This window comes from Granulicella aggregans, from assembly GCF_014203275.1.
Lineage (GTDB): Bacteria > Acidobacteriota > Terriglobia > Terriglobales > Acidobacteriaceae > Edaphobacter.
In genome coordinates, this window is record NZ_JACHIP010000003.1 from 722277 (window position 1) to 739670 (window position 17394).

The following is a 17394-nucleotide window of genomic DNA, read 5'->3' on the forward strand; positions in this document are numbered from 1 at the left end:
TTACTCTCCGCCGAACCTGTAAGTAAGACCGCCACGCGCGGTAAATGGAAGCGACGGATAGCCGATCGGCCCGATGTGCTGCTGACTCAACAGGTTATCGAGCTGCGTAAACAAAGTAAGCTTCCGCGTTGCCGCAACGCTGGCGTGAGCATCCAGCTTGGCGTAGGCGAAGTCGAGGTCGCGATTAGGCAGCAGTAGCGTGTTATCGCCGTTCACATCCGAAAAGCCCAGAAAAGTCGAATCATCGCTACGGCTAGCCAGAGTTCCCGTCATGCCGACCGAAAACTTACTCACCGAATACTGGACCGCGAAGTATCCCGTATGCGGCGCACGGCGAAACGGTCTCGCGCCTACCAGCGGAGAGAACGCCCCAATGGCGATGCCAGGGAGATTCGGATTCGTCGTCGGAATTCCATTCTGCGCCGCAGCGGCATCCGTTGCGAACGACTGAATTACCTTCGCGTTTAGGTAGGTATACCCGCCACGGACAAAGAGATGCTTCATTGCCTGCCACTCGATCTCGGTCTCGGCACCTTGCCCGCGGAATGCCAGCGAGTTCACATAACCCTCAAACAAGGTATTCGCCACAGTAGGAGACAAGCCGAAGTATTGCTGCAATCCATTCGAGTCGATGCCTTCAAGCTGCCTGTCAAAAACATTGTGAAAGTATCCAGCCTTGAAGATCAGCCTCTCGCCATGGATGTTCTGCTCCACGCCAGCGTCGTAGCTGCGCGAGCGTTGCGCCGTCGGCTGCCGGATGTTGTAGGCCGCAATATCCACTGCAGCATTCGGATCGTTCTCCTGCAACTGCGTATAGAGACTCGCGAACTCCAGTGACAGTGTCGGCTCCTGCACGCCAGTGGCCGCGCTCGCTCGCACCTTCGTGCCTCTAAACCAGCCATTTGAAATGCGCACAGGAACATACGCCAGGCCAATTCGCGGCGTGCCCGCGATTCCGTACAGATGGTTCTTCTCGATAGCTCCGCCAACTGAATAGAAGAGTCGATTCTTGATGTCACCCTGAAACTGCAGCGTGTACTCGTAGTTCGTACGCTTGATCCTTTCGTTCTCGACGAAATCAGGGAGAACGAAGGTCCCCCGCTCATTCTCGTAGCGGAAGCTGCCCAGCCCGCTCAAATGCCGACTGAAAGCGTAGTCTGACTGAAAAAACAACTCATCACGATTCGTCGAAGCGTTGCTGTTGCTACCGAAGAACGAGGTCTGTCCCGTAGCGCTATACCCATTTGCTCCGCGGATGGTTACAACATTGCCGAAGTTCTCCGGAAAACCAAATACCGGAATGACCGTCCCTTCGTAGGCGTACTGTGCAAACTGTTCACGCTTGCGCGTAACACCGTAGCGCACGAGATTGTGCCAGCGATCATTGTTCGTCCGGCTCTCCAGCGTCAATCCAGAATAGAGGTCCTGGTCTGACTGTTTCCCATTGTTCGAAATTCCAAAGAAGTCGTGCGCTCCCGGCAGGCCACTCGCTGACACTCCATTCCGCAGCGTGAACCGCGCCAAAACTCCCGGAAACAAAGCGTATCCAAGATTGGCCGCTTCAGTGATCGAGTGATACTCATCCAGCGGCAGCGCATTCGAAGTGTTCAACCTGCTGAAGGCAGCGTAGTAATCGAGCTTCTGGCGCGTTCCGCTAAACTCCGCCTGGTTGCGGTACGTGGAGAAGTTACCGCCCTCACCCTTGTAGACGAACACAGGCCGGACTGACTCGCCTCTCGGCGTGTTGAACGACACCACCGCGGCTCCTGCATCCGAACCATAAAGCACGCTGTTCGGGCCGCGATACAGTTCGGCCGAAGAGATCGCCGTAGACGACAGCGTGCCATAGTCGAAGACGCCACCCACATCTTCAGCCGTTATTCCGTCGATCAGCACCTTGTTCGCTGTGGAGCTTCCGCCTCGAACGAACAGCGAACTCACTCCGCCAAGCTGTCCCTGCTGCACAAACTGCACACCGGGAGCCTGCCGAAGTGCATCCACAACTCCGAGACGGGTCGCGAATTCCTCGTAACCAATCAGCGACAGCGCAGCGCTGGTCTGTTGAACCGGTGTCTCGATTCCCGTAGCCGTTACAGTAACCTGCTCAGTCACCGAGGCAATCTCGAGCACCACATTCTGCGAGACGACCTCCGTCACGCCGCCGTAGAAGTCCTTCCCAACACCCGGAGTAAAAGTGGCGGCACTGCCTAGCAGCCGGAACCTACCCTTTGCCGTACTACGAATTTCAAAGATGCCATCGACACCCGATACGCCCAGCGCGATCACCTGCTGGCCCTGGATCAACTGGATCCTCGCCCCGATCACCACAGCGCCGAGCGGATCCGTAACCGTTCCCTTCACGATCACCGCGTTCGCATTTGTAACCAAAAGCAACAGCGCGGCCAGCATATAGATCCCCGCGCGAACATTCGTTATAGAACGCAAAACAACCTCTTTCATCTTCGTACCCCGTTCGTGAAGCGTAGTTTGAATACGCAGATTTCAAGCCTCGTTCGAGAGACTACAGATCGTCCACCGGGCAAACTTCAGGGCAACAACAGAACCTTGCCGGTCGTCATCCGCGACTCGAGCGCGCGATGCGCCTGCTCGGCCTCGCTCAAGGCATAGGTATGTTCTATGCGCAGCTTCAGGCTGCCATCTGAGATCCAGCCAAGGACATCGCCGGCTCGCTGCTCCAGTTCGGCTCGGGTCACGATGTAATCCTTCAACGTGGGACGCGTGACGAACAGTGATCCCATCGTCGACAGACGGATAAGGTCAAAGGGAGGTACAGCACCACTCGATCCGCCAAACAGCACCAGGTTGCCCCGGCGACGAAGACAGCTAAGCGACTGTTCAAAGGTTGATCTACCCACGCTGTCGTAGACCACAGCAACGCCCTCGCCGTCGGTCAGGCGCTTCACCTCGGCGGCGAAATCGACCTTGGTATAGATCAGCACCTCATCCGCACCAGCTTCGCGTGAAAGCTCCGCCTTCTCTTCAGTCGAGACAGTGGCGAAGACCCTCGCACCAAGCTTCTTCGCCATCTGCGTTAGCAAAAGGCCCGTGCCTCCGGCCCCCGCCTGGATCAACACCCGGTCGCCCGCCTGAATCGGATAGGTGGAGTGGCAAAGGTAGTGGGCCGTCATCCCCTGCAACATCGCGGCTGCCGCCTGCTGAGATGTTACGTGATCGGGAACTCGGACCAACCGAGCCGCCGGCGCGACAGCGAACTCCGCATAGGTGCCCTGAACTCCGCACCAAGCCACTCGATCTCCCACCGCGACCTCGGTCACTCCATCCCCAAGACCGGCAACCGTTCCGGCGGCCTCCTGCCCGGGAATGAACGGGAGTTTCGCCGGATAACGCCCCTCGCGAAAGTAGACGTCGATGAAGTTGACTCCAACTGCCTCAATCGCGACCAGAACCTCTCCCGGCCCGAGAACAGGCTTGGCAACATCGGACACCACGAGGGCCTCCGGGCCGCCGGGATTCGAAATCAATATTGCTTGCATATAAGAGGATTGTAGCGAGGTCAAAACCTGATTGCCGAAGAACTTATGCGAGGTTCACCGAATGAAATCCGAAATAAATTCACCCACCATTCATCCTCGAAACCCTTGATTTCTCTAGGCTCAACTTCATGCGGGACAAGGAACTTGTTTACACCATCAATGAAGGCACCCGCGAGGGTACGGTAATCGTTCGGCTTGACGGCCCTCTGACACTCGGCAATATGTTCAAGATTCAGGACGAATTGCGTGCGATCCACCCGCCCGTCACGATCTTCGACCTCTCAAATTGCGACTACATGGACTCCGCAGGATTGGGCGTGCTCGTGAACTTCTACGTCTCTGCGGAGAAGAACGGCCGGAAGATCGGACTCGCAGGAGTCAACGAGCGCATTCAGGCGCTCCTAGATATGACCCGCGTGACGGCTCTTCTCGGCGTGTTCTCGACGGTCGATGAGGCATTGGCGAACCGGTAGGTCGCACCTCAGCGGTGGCTTGCAGTAAGGAACGTTACTGCAGCAGGCTCTCTTCGGACGACCGAAGCCGCAGGATGCGATCCACCGCATAGGGCGCACGGTGTGCCGAAGTGTGAAAGTGGCGAACCTGCAACTCTCCCAGCAGGCCGATCCCCATCATCTGGATACCCGCAAGGATCAAAACTCCAGCCACCACAAAGATCGGGCCATGGGCCTGCATCACGTGTTGTCCCGTGAAGATCTTCAGCAGAAGCAGCCAGGCGGAGAGTCCACCTCCAGCAAAAACTCCGAGCGCGCCAATCGTCCCGAAGAAATGCAGCGGACGCGTCATATACCGGAGCAGGAAGCGAATCGTCAGCAAATCGAAGAACACCCTGATCGTCCGCGAGATCCCGTAGTGACTCTTGCCGAACTCCCGCTTTGGGTTGCTGATCGGAATCTCGCAGATCGACGCTCCAAACCACGAAGCGAGTGCCGGAATGAACCGGTGCATCTCGCCGTATAGCGGGATGTTCTGGATCACTTCGCGGCGATAAGCCTTGAACGTCGTTCCGAAGTCATGGATGTCCACGCCAGACAGCTTCGCCATCAGCCAGTTCGCCGCGCGTGAAGGGATTCGGCGCAGAATAAAATTATCGCCGCGCTGGCTTCGCCACCCGCTCACGACGTCGTATCCCTCTTCCAGCTTGTTCAGAAAGTTGGGAATCTCGTTCGGATCATGCTGCAGATCGCCGTCCATCGCCAGAATAAAGTCACCCTGTGCGTGGTCGAACCCTGCAGCAAGCGCGCTGGTCTGACCAAAATTCCGGCGAAGCTTGATCACCAGGACACGGCTATCGACCGCTGCGATCTCTTCCAGCAGGCGGTACGTCCGGTCGCGTGAGCCATCGTCCACGAAGACCATCTCGAAGCTTTCGCCAACCTGCTCCATAACGTGTTTTACGCGGTCATAGAGGGTGGTTACGTTTTCTTCTTCGTTATGAAAGGGCACGACGATGGAGTACTTAGGCACTTTATGATCATACTCTGGGTGCTAATACAGGCCAAACCCTTTCTCAGAGAACCCGTCGCCGAAGTCCAAGAGTGAAGTTAGTATCTCCGTAGGGGCTTTTATAGATTTTCTTTCTAGGACAACGTTGTCTTTATCAACCCTATTTAAAACAAACACTTACGCCGCCAACCGCTCGCCGATAAACTGCCACAAGTACGGATAAATGTATATTTCTTCCATTTGCTATTGATTTCGGGAGATATTGTGCTACATTCTTCCTATGGCTGCTGCGGTCTGGCACCCAGAAATTTTGCCGGAAACGGGTTGTGATTTCCTTCCACCCACCGGCGCAAGTTGCGTCACTGGCCTCCCGGCACGGGCAAAAGACCGTTCGTGCCGTCCTTTTTTTGCCCTGACCTCCCCTACTTCCCTTCCTCCTCAAAAGCGGTACTATGGTGCGTATGAAGCGTTTCTTTGGCTGCCTCCTGCTCGGAGTTCTATCCCTCGCCGCGTCTGCTCAATACACGAACCCGTCTGCTGATGTGCCTGCCTACAACCTCGACGCGCCGAAGAAGCCGCTCCCACCGATCATGTCCGGCACCCAACTTACCGGCCCGTACTTTGAGCACTCCTATCAGGTTGTCGCCTACAAGATGGCGGCAAAGATTCCCAATGTCCTCAATCAGCAGCCCTGCTACTGCCGCTGCGATCGGGCCATGGGCCACAATAGCTTGCATAGCTGCTTTGAAGGCACTCACGGCGCGGCCTGTTCGACCTGTATGAAGGAAGGCGTCTACTCCTATCAGCAGACCAAGCTTGGCAAGACTCCCACTCAGATTCGCGCCGGCATCGAGCGCGGCGAGTGGCAGCAGGTAGATCTTGAGAAGGCTGCACTCTGAGCTGGCTGGGATGGGCGCTTCTCTCCGCCGTCTTCGCTGCGGCGACTGCCCTACTCGCCAAGGTCGGTGTATCCGGAATCGACTCCAACCTCGCGACCGCAATTCGCACGACGGTAGTCTTCGTCTTTGCCTGGGCAGTCGCCATCGCCCTTGAAAAGCACAACGCCATCGCCATGATCGGTCGCCGGAGCTGGGTCTTCCTCATCCTCTCCGGCCTCTGCACTGGTCTCTCGTGGATCTGCTACTTCCGCGCTCTCCAGCTTGGCCCTGCCTCCAGCGTTGCTCCTATCGATAAGCTCAGCGTCGTTCTGGTCATCGTCTGCGCGTGGCTCTTCCTCGGCGAACACCTGAATGCGATGAAGGTGATTGGCGGATCGCTCATCACCATTGGCGCGATCGTGATCGCCCTCGCCTAGCTAACGCCTCGCACGAACATCGAAGGTATACTGATAAAAGTTCTTTGTAACGCTTCAACGCAATGTTGAGCCAGCTCCACAATGGGGGCGTCACGGCTTCGACGGGATTGCTTGTGGCAGAGAGGCATGCCGGGGTGGGTACACCCGTAATCGCGCCCAAAACTATAAGTGCCGAACCTCAGTTCGCTCTTGCTGCTTAATAATAAGTAGCCGATTGCTTCCGCTTCGCCTACGGGCGGATACCAATCGTCGCACAGTAGGCTGGCTCAACGTGTTCCGTCTGGACGCCGCGAGTGAGATCAATCAGGCTGGTCGCCGTCGCATCTTCGTCCGTTCTAAGCGCCGGTGACGAGACAAAGATGAACCTGGAAAAAGCATGAAAGCTCTCTGTTATTGGTAGTTTCGGACGCGGGTTCGACTCCCGCCGCCTCCACCATCATTTTTTCCAAGGACGTCTCAGACGATGTCTAAAGCCATAGATAATGAGTGGCTTATCTTGGCGAGGCAATTCTAGTCCGTACGATGTGCCTTCAATCTCTCCACCGCTGTCCGAGAAAGTCCTTGAAGTTTACACGGGGGCGGTTGATGCGAATCAGCCATCAGACAATGTGGAGAAAGAGGATCTCTATTTTCACGCGCTAAGTAAATCGTTTCGGCTCCAAAGGCGCCACAGATTCTCCTCGACTCTGCGTCAGATACGGGGACTCAGTTCGCCGTTGAGACCTAGAAACGTTTACCAATCTAGACATTGACCGACCTGCACGTTGATCGACGATCTTGCGAGAAAGCACACATCGATCTCCATCATCATCCGGCCCCTCCAATCTGGACACGGACCGTGACGACTCCCCATCCCGGAACATGGATCGTCCCTCCATCCACGGCCCTTTCCTCAGCCTCGCTCGTATCGCTTACTGAACTCTTCCCGGTGATGTTCGATCTCCAGCGCAGTCGGGTCTCGCGGTTCTCGCCGGAAGCTCCAAACAACGTGACCATCATGGCCTTCCCATCTTCACTGGGCTTTAGTGAAAGAACGACGACATCCGGCGAGTCGAGACTGAGCAGCGGCTCCCGCAAAGTCCGTCCGGAAGCGCGCGTCGCAACAAGGGGCTGCGACATTCCCATCGCCAGTTTGGAGGTCGCGAGCGCGTCATACCCTCCATGTGGCCGCAGCGCGTATCGGAACTCCACTGGCCCTTCCTGATAGGCGCGGTAGTTCGTTCCCCAGTGATTGTTCATTACCCATGAGTAAAATTTCTGGGTCGGCTCTATGTAATCCCGCCAGACATTCGGATCTCGCTGTGACCCGAGCATCACCGCCGAAACCTCGCCTACCTCAATCAACGGAGCGTCGAGTGTCACCCACGTCACACCAGTCTTATCGTTTGAAACATCCACCCACCGTCCTACGGGCAGCCAGTTTTTACACGCTCCTGGCAGTTGATCGAACTCTGGACGCATCTCAGCCAGCGGAATATCCATCCGCATCTTTCCTTCCGGCACATGGAACGGGAAGGCAAACTGCACGCTCTCCTTGCTTCCCCGCTGCGCGAACTCGCCATCCTGCGCTGCGTTGCCGGGGCGCGGGTTCAAGGCTGCGCGCTCTTTATCCACTACATTGCTTAGCTCGACCCAGTCCGCGCCTGCCGTGAGCTGTACTCGTCGAACCAAACTCCTACTCCCTGGAGCGGAGCACTCGATCCGCAGCGTTGCCACAAGTGGACCTTTCTCTTCTTCGACGATCGTCACGACCCCAGATCGCTGCAGCTTGGACACATCGCCGCCGGCGAGAAACAGGTATGCATTTGCCTGCTCGCCGTCGCTCTCGACCAGATTCTCTGAGCATCCATGCAGCTTTAGCTCTGCGATGTTTCCAGTCGAACGATCTACCCGCACCTCGACGATGCCGTTGCTCAGCAGGCCATCCTTGACGGTAACTGCCCTTGCCGGAGCATGAGCCGCACCCTTCACGACGCGATACCGTGCGGTGCCAAAGGCTGGCACTCCTTCCACCCAGAAGGCAAGCTCTCCCGTTGAAAGCCGCTGCGAAGCCACGAGTTTTCCATGGCCATCCTTCACCTGATCTCCTACGGCGGAAATCTCCTTACTTAGAACTACGAGCTCACTCCGGGCCCAGGACGCAGAGTTATGGACATCAATCCCATCGCCCACACCAGCCGTACCCAGCATCTGTGCGAGCAGATCCATCGACTGCTTCTCGGCATCTACCGCGAACTTCCGCTTATAGTCCCACTGCTTCGTTGTGAACGGGTTTTCGGAGTCTGAGACGCTGCACCATGCGCCCCATGTGTGTTCCGAATAGAGCAGCACATTCCGCCACGCTTCATGGAACGCCTCAGCCTTGTAAGCTCCAGGTGCAAGCATCGCGGAGATCGCGGCTGCCTGCGTCAGCCTGTCAGCCGCGACTCGGCTCATCCGTGTCTCAAGGGCCGAAGATCCCGCACCATCCTCCCAGTAGGGCGTGAGGTCGCCCTTGAACGTGGGGATCTTCTCCCCATATGTCTTCTCAAAATCAGCGAACGCAGCGCTCGTCGAGGAGATCTCAAACTTCGGCCACTCAAACTCCGCATTCCAGCCCTTCACAAACTCGCTCAGCTCCGGGTCCGGTGCGGCATTGTCTCCGTGCCCGGACCAACGCACATGCGAGATCTCGTAAGGGAACGCAACGCTGTCCAGACGATCCTGGTACTTGCCCACCCACTGACGATCCAGCTTCATCACATGCGACAGGGCATAGCCGGTCCATGGGATCCACAACAGCACCTTTTCTTTGCCTGACCGCGACACCCACCAGAACGGCTTGTCCTGCCACTCCACCATCATCTTTCCAATACGGTCGAAGTAATTCGGCGCGGTAGAGAAATACTTGATGCCCGCCTGGGACATTGCCGTCACGGTGCCCCAGGTAAAGCCCGGAACGTCGCTCGCCATCGCTGAATTCACCTTCACGCCACACTTCGCGCCAAGCTCGCTCGAGTACCGGAACAGCTGCAATAGCTCCTCAGGGCGGCAAAGCCCGGTGAGCTCGTTCGCGTACATGCCGTTCAGGCTCACCCAGCCCTTCTTCACTGCTTCGATAAATCGCGCCTTCTCCGCCTCCGACTTGCGGCGCATGAACAGGTCAGCTCCCCACAGCACTTCCAGATTCCAAATGAAGCGTGAGCCCTCAGGATACGAAGAAGTCCTCTCAGCGAGGTCGATTCCCTGCAGGATGTTTTGCATCTGTTTCTCTTCAACATCTGCCTGGAGGTCCGTATATCCAAGGTCATGGTGCGAGTGTGGCAGCACGTACACCTTCACCTTGCGGACGGGCTGCAACTGCACCAGGCGGCTCGTCACATCGCCGGCAATCTTGACGTCAACCTTCACATTTTTCACTGCGTCTACGGGTTCCATCGTCACGTAAAACGTGTTCATCCCCGCCGTCAGTGCATGCCGCTCTACCTCGTGCCCATCGATCGAGACGATTGCTTCACCGGCCCCACCGGCGTGCGGTATCGACATCTCGATGGGCTGCACCAGCTTTCCATCCTTGCGCATCAACCCGCGCACTGGCGCGGCCAGCGGCAGATCGTCCATGGCGGGTTCGGCATCGGCCTTCATCGGCCATGCCGCCATCGGCAGCAAAGCCCCGCCGGCGGCGAGGGTCATCCCCTTCAACAGCTCACGTCGTTTCATAGCACCTCTTGGTCCGGGTCAGCACAACATCGCTTTAGGCGATTTGCAGTTTGCATGAACGATACATGCATAATGCGTCATAATCAACGATCTGTTTAGATGGAAAAAATCATAAACTAAGGCTGTGTCGCCGAGCTTCAAACTGTCTTGGCGGCCCGGTTTGGTATTCTCCGTGAATGTCCCGAAAGTCCGGCAATCTCGTCGTCCGGCAGGAGTTCATCCTCCATCGCCTCCAGGAAACCGGCACGCTCGCCATCGACGAGCTGTGTGTTGCTCTCGATGCTTCCATCGCCACCATCCGCCGCGATCTTGAAGACCTCGAAGAGCGCTCGCTGTTGAAGCGCGTTCGCGGCGGTGCTGTCCCGATCGGGCCGCTGTTCTACGAGCCATTCCGCCACGACGTCTCCTTCCAGGACAAGGTCTCCAGCTTTGCCGACGAGAAGCGCCGCATCGCCCGGACGGCGGCCGAACTCGTTCAGACCGGCAATACGGTTGCCCTCTCCGGAGGAACGACGACTACCGAGGTCGTTCGTAGTCTGAAGCGCCTCACCGGCATCACGATCGTGACCAACACCGTCAATGTCGCCATGGAGCTCAGCAACCGCAAGGACATAGACGTCATCGTCACAGGCGGCCACCTTCGCGGGAACTGGTTCACCCTGGTTGGCCCGCTTGCGAATGCTGCCGTGGACGCCATCTTTGCCGACATCATCTTCCTGGGTGTCGATGGTATCCATGCTGAACATGGCCTTACGTGCAGCAACCCGTCTGAGGCGGAGCTCCTGCGAAGACTGGCGAATCACAGTAAGAAGAAAGTCGTTGTAGCTGACCACAGCAAGCTTGGCGCGGTCAGCAATTTCCTCCTCTGTCCCACCTCCGAGATCGACATCCTCATCACTGATTCCGGTGCTGCCAGCGAGGCTGTCGAGCCGTTTGAAAAGCTTGGTATGACCGTCACGCTTGCTTAGTCTTCAATCCTGCCGCACATAGGCCTTGATTGTCGCCAGTGGGGATCTCACCTCGCCCAGCGGGCGCACAACATAAGGTCCGACAGCAGCCGGAATGATGAACGTCTCCGCGTAGTGGACTTCAAACGGTGCAAACGCTTCCGTCGGACTTTCGACCACCGCCGCATCGCCTTCCACCAGATTCAGAACGTGTAGAGCGCCTTCTGTATCGTGCGGAACCGCTTCGGTGAACCACGTCCGACGCGTTTCGAGGAATTCCTTCACGTGAAGTCCTGTGCGCTCCTCGCGCCACCCTCTTCCCTCGGCTACGGTTACCACCTGGTCCAGTAACTCCGCCTTCACCCAGGCAGTGTCTCGCTCCCACTGAAGGTTTGCAAGACCATGCTTTAGATGGATTGGGCGTGGCTTGCCGTCGAGTCCGACCCGTCCCCAGTCCCACAGCTTGAAGGTAAAGATGTAGGGAGTTGCGCTGATCTCCAGCACTAGGTTCCCACTGCCCGAACAATGGATCGTTCCCGCCGGAATCGAGAAGTGATCATGCTTCTGGGTCGGCCAGACATTCACATAGTCCGTCGCCTCGAATGACGACTGGCCTCGTTGCGCTGCTGCGAGGTTGCGCCGCATCTCGTCGCGATCCACGCCCTCCTTGAGTCCCAGATAGAGCTCTGAGTCTGGTTCGCAGTCGAGTATGTAATAGCTCTCGTCCTGCGTGTACTTCATGCCGAAGTGCTCGGCGATGTACTCCTTCAGCGGATGCACCTGTAGAGACAGACTCCCTCCGCCCACGGTATCGAGCAGGTCGAAGCGAATTGGGAACTCAGCGCCGAATTGCCGATAGACGGCTTCTCCAAGTAAGGCCTCCGGCTGTTCATGCACGAGCACTATCGCCGGCAAATGAAACCGCCGAGAACCGAATCCGAAGGTGACGCTGTTTTCTTCCGGGACGCAGTCGAAACACCAGGCGTAGTTTGGAGGGCCATCCGGTAAACCAAACTTCTCCTTCATCCACTGGCCGCCCCACGGCCCCGGATCGAAGAATGGCTCGACGCGGAACGGTCGCTTGACCGTCTCTGCAACTGCGGTTCGTAGCAGATCGCCACGCACCATGCGTGGCGTCTCCTGATCGTCCAGGTCGAGAAAGTAATCAATCTCCGCATACATGGCATGGCGAATCTCATCCCCAATTCGCCAGTCGACAAAGTAGGCCCTCTTATACAACTGCGATGCCGATTCGTCCGGTTTAATCAACCCGAGATTGCCGATGGTGTGAGTCCGCTGGCGGCGCTGCAACTCCCACCGGGTCACCCCCGCGTGCAGCAGCAGGTCAGGCGTTTGTGCGATCTCCCGCGTTCCCGAACCGATCAGAAACGTCAGTCCGTCCGCTGATCCGATCTCCGCCCGCAAGTCATCCAGCTTCCCGCCATCGAAGAGCTGGGTGATCTTCCACGGGTGCATCACGCCGAAGACCGGGTCGTTGGTCAGCGCCGCGTCGAACTCTCCGCGCAGCACCGAGGCAGACCGATATGCCAACTCCACATTCAAGATCTTCGCGGTCGGGAATGCCGCTTTCAACGCCAACTGTAGATTCGCAAGCATCACGCCGGGATAGCACTCTATCGCTACAACAAACCGAGCCGTAGACCCGATTCGATCATGAAGCTCTTCCGAGATCTCATCCCATCCTTCGAGACACGAAGCCTCATCTGCGTTCACTTCGTCCTGGTTCACTTGGATCACGGGTTTCAAGTCGTAGTTCCGAACTGCGCTCATACATACCCTTCTTCAAACAGAGCTTCCGCTCCGACATATGCCGCGTGCGTCCCAAGCGCCGCGCTCTCAATCTGACTCGCACCTCGACTCGACCGCCACGCGTGACGCTGCACGTACGCCCTGACCGGCCCAAGAATCTCCTCGCCCCGCGCCATCACGCCACCGCCGAACAAGATCACCTGTGGCCCATATGCGTGGACCAACGTCGCCGCCAGCGCCGACCAGACGGCGATACTGTGATCCACAATCTCCCGGGCCACCCGGTCACCCGCCTCCTTCGCTCGGAAGACCTCGGCGTAGTCCAAGCGCGTCGATGCGGCAAGTTCGCTCTCAGCGAACCCCGGCCATGCTGCCGCAATCGCTGGCAATACTGAAGTGGAAGCCTCGGCCTCCGCGCACCCGATGGCCCCGCAGGCGCATCGGCGCCCATCCATCTTTAGGGTGAAGTGCCCACCCAGTGATCCGGCATGACCCATGCGGCTCCTTATCAGCCGATGCTCCAGCATCGCGCTCACGCCGATGCCCGTCCCCAGCGTCACAAGTACGACATCGCCAAATCCACGCGCTGCTCCCGCGCGGTGCTCGCCCAGCAAGGCAAGCGCGGCATCGTTCTCGATCCGCAGCGGCAGACCGAAAACTACTTCGCTCCATCCCCTAAGCGCTCCAGCGTCCAGGTCTGCGAACTTGTTGAAAGCCGAAAGGACCTCACCTGTCCGGCCATCCACCAGGCTCGGTATTCCAAAACCGATACCCCGGCAGTTCCTCGGGCTTACCCCAGCCCGTTCGCAGCAATCGAGCAAACCCGCTTCGATCTTCGGGAGCACCTCGCTCATTGAACGCGCGTCTGTGGCAATCGTCATTTCTGCCAAAACGCGGCCTTCGGCTTCGACCGCAAGGCCCACATGTGAGCCTCCGAGATCCACTGCCAGAACGCTCACTCTTCGCACCTTCCCTTGAAGCAAAGTTTAGACAGGTTGACCACAGGGACTAGATATGATCTTTTCTCCATTCATTATGATCTAAACGCGAATTTCATACACGTATTGCGATCATAAGGAAGCTTTTCGCCAATAGCCTGTAGACTTGCTTGCGATGGAAAAGACCGTCAAGTTGAACTCGCTGGTCATTCTCAGCACTGCCGTCGCGGCGCTTGGGGGCCTGCTCCTCGGCTTCGATACAGCCGTCATCGCCGGCACTACGCACGGCCTGACGCAGGCATTTTCGCTTACGCCGATCACGCTTGGAGTCACCGTATCGTGTGCTCTCTGGGGAACCGTCTGCGGCGGCTTCTTTGCTTCGCCGCTGGCCCAGAGATACGGCGCACGCTTCGGACTTGCCATCATGGCCGTGTTGTACATCCTCTCCGCAGTCGGATGCGCCCTTGCGTGGAGCTGGTCGAGCTTCGTCATCTTTCGCGTCATCGGCGGGCTGGGCATCGGCGGATCGTCTGTGATCAGCCCGATGTATATCGCGGATATCGCGCCGAAGCAGTGGCGCGGCCGGCTTGTCGCCTGCTTCCAGTTCACGGTCGTTGCGGGCATCCTGATTGCCTATGCGTCGAACGCGGCAATTGCGTCGGTCGCCGCGTTCCACATCCACGGTGAATGGCGCTTCGAACTCGGAGCTGCTGCTCTTCCTGCGGTGGTCTTTCTAGTCACATTATTTGCTGTCCCGGAGAGCCCGCGCTGGCTGCTCTTTCGCGGAAGCATCGAAGAAGCCAGAACCGTCCTCGATCTCATGGGGGCCGCGGACCCCGCTTCTGAGATCGATCGCATGGTGGAAGCGATCAAATACAGCGAGACCGGTGGAAACCGCTCGCTGTTCAGCCGACCTCACCGCAAGCTTATCTTCATCGCCATTTCTATTGGCGTGCTGAACCAGTTCTCCGGCATCAACGCCATCCTCTACTACCTCAACGATATCTTCGCGCAGGCCGGTTTTACCGCCGCCAGTGCCAACGTCCAGGCCGTGGCAATCGGTACCGCAAACCTCCTCTTCACAGTCCTCGCAATGTTCCTGATCGACTTGGCGGGCCGACGGTTTCTATTGTTGCTCGGTGCTGCCGGAACCGCCGTCTGCCTGCTTGCCATCGCCATCGTCTTCGCAACTCAGCAGCACAAGTCTGCGCTGCTGTGGCTACTCATCGCTTATATCGCGTTCTTTGCGGTCTCGCAGGGGACAGTTGTGTGGGTGTACCTCAGCGAGATCTTCCCTCCTGGCATTCGCGAAAAAGGTCAGAGCCTCGGGACGCTCTCTCTTTGGCTTACGAACGGATTAATTGCGGGCGTCTATCCGAAGATCGCTTCGGTTGCCGGACAGTACCCGTTCTTTCTCTTCTCGGCGATGATGGTCGTACAGTTTTTCCTTACACTCTTCGTCTTCCCCGAGACCAAGGGACTCTCACTCGAGAGTTCCTCCGAGCGGTTCTCGGGTTCGTGAGACTCGAAGGCAGCCGAGTGACAGACGTTAGGTGAAGCGGAGTTTGCCGCCTGCTTTGATGTCACTGTGCTGAACCATCCCGCCAGCTAGCGGTTTGCCATCGAGCGAAGTGTGGACCGTGCTGCCGCCCTTGTAGGCGTTCTCTACGACGAGCGTCTTTCCGTCCGGAAGGTGTACGGTGGATCGGGAAAAGAGTGGGACTCCGAGAACGTACTCGGGCTTGGCCGGGCAGAGCGGGTAAAAGCCGAGAGAGCTGAGTATGAACCATGCAGCCATTGAGCCTGTGTCCTCATCACCTGCAAACAGGTCAGGGGTGTAAAGCTCATCCATTACGCGCCTGGTCCAGTAGGCAGTGCGGTCTTGCCGGCCAGCGACGGTAAAGATGTACAGGATATGGTGAGAAGGCTGGTTGCTATGTGCGTACTGGCCAAATTTGACGGCGGCCATCTCGGACATTTCGTGGATTTCGCTGCCGTATGCACCGACCTCGAAATCGGGGAACATCGTCAACATCTTCTCCAACTCTGCGACAACTTTCTCTTTGCCTCCCATAGCTTCAATCAACTCGGGCATGGCGTGCGGAGCGTCGAAGCGGTGCTGGTAGGCTGCACCCTCAACATAGGGATCGCCCCAGCGGATGGGGCTGAACGGTTCGAGAAAGCTGCCGTCTGACTTCTTGCCGCGGAAGAAACCGGTCTTAGAATCGAAGATGTTGCGCCAGTTTTCAGAGCGCTTCATGAACATGGCGTAGTCCTCTGTCTTGCCGAGCGCCTTCGCTACCTGGGCGATGCAGAAGTCGCCGTAGGCAGCGTCGACCGTCTCCGCAGCTGCCTGCTCGACCTTGTCTGCGGGGTCATAGCTGAACTTCAGATACTCCTCTATCCCCCGACGTCCATATCCCGCGTCGGGATTTCCCGGCTGGGTCGCGTGCTTCTTCAGGCCTTCATAGGCAGCAGCCATGTCGAAGCCCTTGATGCCCTTTGCTGCCGCTTCGCCGAATAGAGAATCGATAAGACTTCCTGTCATACAGGCACGGTATCCAGGGCATGGGAACTGTGGTAGCCAGCCGCCTTCCTGGTAGACATTTACCCAGGCCTGAAGGATCTCTCCAAGGCGCTCAGGGAATAGGAGCGACATCATGGGATACCAGGCGCGATAGACGTCCCAGTAACCGTGGTCCGCGTACATGACTCCCGGAACGACCTTTCCGTTATACGGGCTGCGGTGTTGCATCACGCCAGTTACGTCGGGCTCATGCCAGATGCGCGGGAAGAGGAGCGTGCGATAGAGGCAGGAGTAGAAAGTGCGTTGTTGCTCTGTGGTTGCGCCTTCAATTTCGATGCGCTTGAGATACGTGTTCCAGACCTGTTCTCCTTCGGTACGGAGAGCTTCAACGGATTTCGCGCCCATTTCGAGTTGCAGATTGCGCTCCGCTTGTTCAAAGCCTATGAAAGAACTCGCTATCCGCACATCGATCGAGCGCACGCTGTCCGCGAAGCGAAGATGCGTGGAGCGATGGCCCTTCAGATCCTTGTGGTCGAGAGTGGTCCAGTCCTCGGAAAATTGGAGGACATAAAAACACGCAAAGTCTGCGGGGACGCCGCCAGAGTTGGCCGTCGAGCGAAAGCGGACTATGCGCCGGGAAGCATCTTGCTCGGGCCTTGGAGGATTATCGCCCGGGACGTCGAAGACGAAGCCGGGTGTCTCCGCTTCGCCGTATTTCGCGTGGATGAGCGCGCCGCGCTCTGTCGGTACCAGCTCAGTATCGATGCCGTAACGCAATAACCGCATCGCCATCGTGTGGGGCGAAAGGATGGAGTCCTCGGGGCGGTATGACGCGGCGCGCGATCCGAAGTCCAGGTCTGGTGTACCGCAAATAGGAAGAAACGTAGCTTGGCCATAGTCACTGAGCCACGGGCTTAGCTGATGTGTGGAGCGGAAACCCTGGATGCGCCGCTGGCCGGGTTGAAACATCCATGGCGAGTTCGCTGACGTCTGTAGCGTCCAGTGCGCCATGCCAAATGGACGAGCGGCAATCGGTAAGGTGTTTCCCCGGGAGAACGAAGGGGTGGAGTCCGTTCCCTGCAGAATGTTCACCAGGGTGACTGGACTTGAAAGCCGCGCCCCATTACTTGATGCGTGTTGCGCGATTGTCGGCGCCTGTGCCTCCAGATTCGTTGCGACCGGAGTGATCGCTGCTACAGCGGCCAAGCCAGAAGATTTT

General features: G+C 57.7%; 12 protein-coding genes and 1 other RNA gene. 6 read left to right on the forward strand and 7 right to left on the reverse strand.

The features are described 5' to 3' along the window. A complete protein-coding gene (locus tag HDF16_RS13255; protein ID WP_246409052.1) occupies positions 1–2445 on the reverse strand; it encodes a TonB-dependent receptor in 2445 nt (814 codons plus the stop codon). Positions 2446–2546: 101 nt separating this feature from the next. Further along, positions 2547–3467, reverse strand: coding sequence for a quinone oxidoreductase family protein (locus HDF16_RS13260; RefSeq protein ID WP_348641319.1), 921 nt, complete (start codon positions 3465–3467; stop codon positions 2547–2549). A 176-nt stretch (positions 3468–3643) separates the two neighbouring features. On the opposite strand from HDF16_RS13260, the gene HDF16_RS13265 reads away from it, so the two are divergent. Next, the gene (locus HDF16_RS13265) at positions 3644–3988 is read left to right on the forward strand and encodes an STAS domain-containing protein (protein ID WP_184217240.1); all 345 of its coding nucleotides are present in this window, start codon (positions 3644–3646) and stop codon (positions 3986–3988) included. 34 nt (positions 3989–4022) lie between these two features. Here the strand turns inward: HDF16_RS13265 and HDF16_RS13270 are convergent, their stop codons facing one another. After that, positions 4023–5000 (reverse strand): glycosyltransferase, encoded by a 978-nt coding sequence (locus HDF16_RS13270; protein ID WP_184217242.1) that lies wholly within the window; start codon positions 4998–5000, stop codon positions 4023–4025. Between the two features lie 440 nt (positions 5001–5440). On the opposite strand from HDF16_RS13270, the gene HDF16_RS13275 reads away from it, so the two are divergent. From HDF16_RS13275 to ssrA, 3 genes are all read left to right on the forward strand, one after another. Next, positions 5441–5878, forward strand: a complete 438-nt coding sequence (locus HDF16_RS13275; protein WP_281383460.1) for a CYCXC family (seleno)protein — start codon at positions 5441–5443, stop codon at positions 5876–5878. 5 nt (positions 5879–5883) lie between these two features. After that, positions 5884–6294 carry an EamA family transporter gene (locus HDF16_RS13280; RefSeq protein WP_432432245.1) on the forward strand — a complete coding sequence of 137 codons (411 nt, stop codon included), beginning with the start codon at positions 5884–5886 and terminating at the stop codon, positions 6292–6294. An 83-nt stretch (positions 6295–6377) separates the two neighbouring features. Beyond that, positions 6378–6730, forward strand: a transfer-messenger RNA (tmRNA) gene (gene ssrA, locus HDF16_RS13285). Between the two features lie 371 nt (positions 6731–7101). Here the strand turns inward: ssrA and HDF16_RS13290 are convergent. Further along, positions 7102–9993 (reverse strand): glycoside hydrolase family 38 C-terminal domain-containing protein, encoded by a 2892-nt coding sequence (locus HDF16_RS13290; protein ID WP_184217245.1) that lies wholly within the window; start codon positions 9991–9993, stop codon positions 7102–7104. A 176-nt stretch (positions 9994–10169) separates the two neighbouring features. Between HDF16_RS13290 and HDF16_RS13295 the strand changes: the two genes are divergently transcribed. After that, complete coding sequence (locus HDF16_RS13295) at positions 10170–10961, forward strand: DeoR/GlpR family DNA-binding transcription regulator (protein WP_184217247.1); 792 nt, start codon at positions 10170–10172, stop codon at positions 10959–10961. 3 nt (positions 10962–10964) lie between these two features. Here the strand turns inward: HDF16_RS13295 and HDF16_RS13300 are convergent, their stop codons facing one another. Both HDF16_RS13300 and HDF16_RS13305 read right to left on the reverse strand, forming a co-directional pair. Continuing rightward, on the reverse strand, positions 10965–12731 hold the full coding sequence (locus tag HDF16_RS13300) for a class I mannose-6-phosphate isomerase (RefSeq protein ID WP_246409053.1): 1767 nt from the start codon (positions 12729–12731) through the stop codon (positions 10965–10967). Further along, positions 12728–13669, reverse strand: a complete 942-nt coding sequence (locus HDF16_RS13305; RefSeq protein WP_184217249.1) for an ROK family protein — start codon at positions 13667–13669, stop codon at positions 12728–12730. Before HDF16_RS13305 ends, HDF16_RS13300 begins: the two co-directional genes overlap by 4 nt. Positions 13670–13823: 154 nt before the next feature. Here HDF16_RS13305 and HDF16_RS13310 point away from each other — a divergent pair, with 154 nt between their 5' ends. Then, positions 13824–15170: a sugar porter family MFS transporter gene (locus HDF16_RS13310; RefSeq protein ID WP_184217251.1), complete on the forward strand. Its 1347-nt coding sequence runs from the start codon at positions 13824–13826 to the stop codon at positions 15168–15170. 27 nt (positions 15171–15197) lie between these two features. On the opposite strand, the gene HDF16_RS13315 is transcribed toward HDF16_RS13310, so the two are convergent. Next, positions 15198–17381 carry a GH92 family glycosyl hydrolase gene (locus tag HDF16_RS13315; protein WP_246409054.1) on the reverse strand — a complete coding sequence of 728 codons (2184 nt, stop codon included), beginning with the start codon at positions 17379–17381 and terminating at the stop codon, positions 15198–15200. Positions 17382–17394 lie beyond the last annotated feature (13 nt).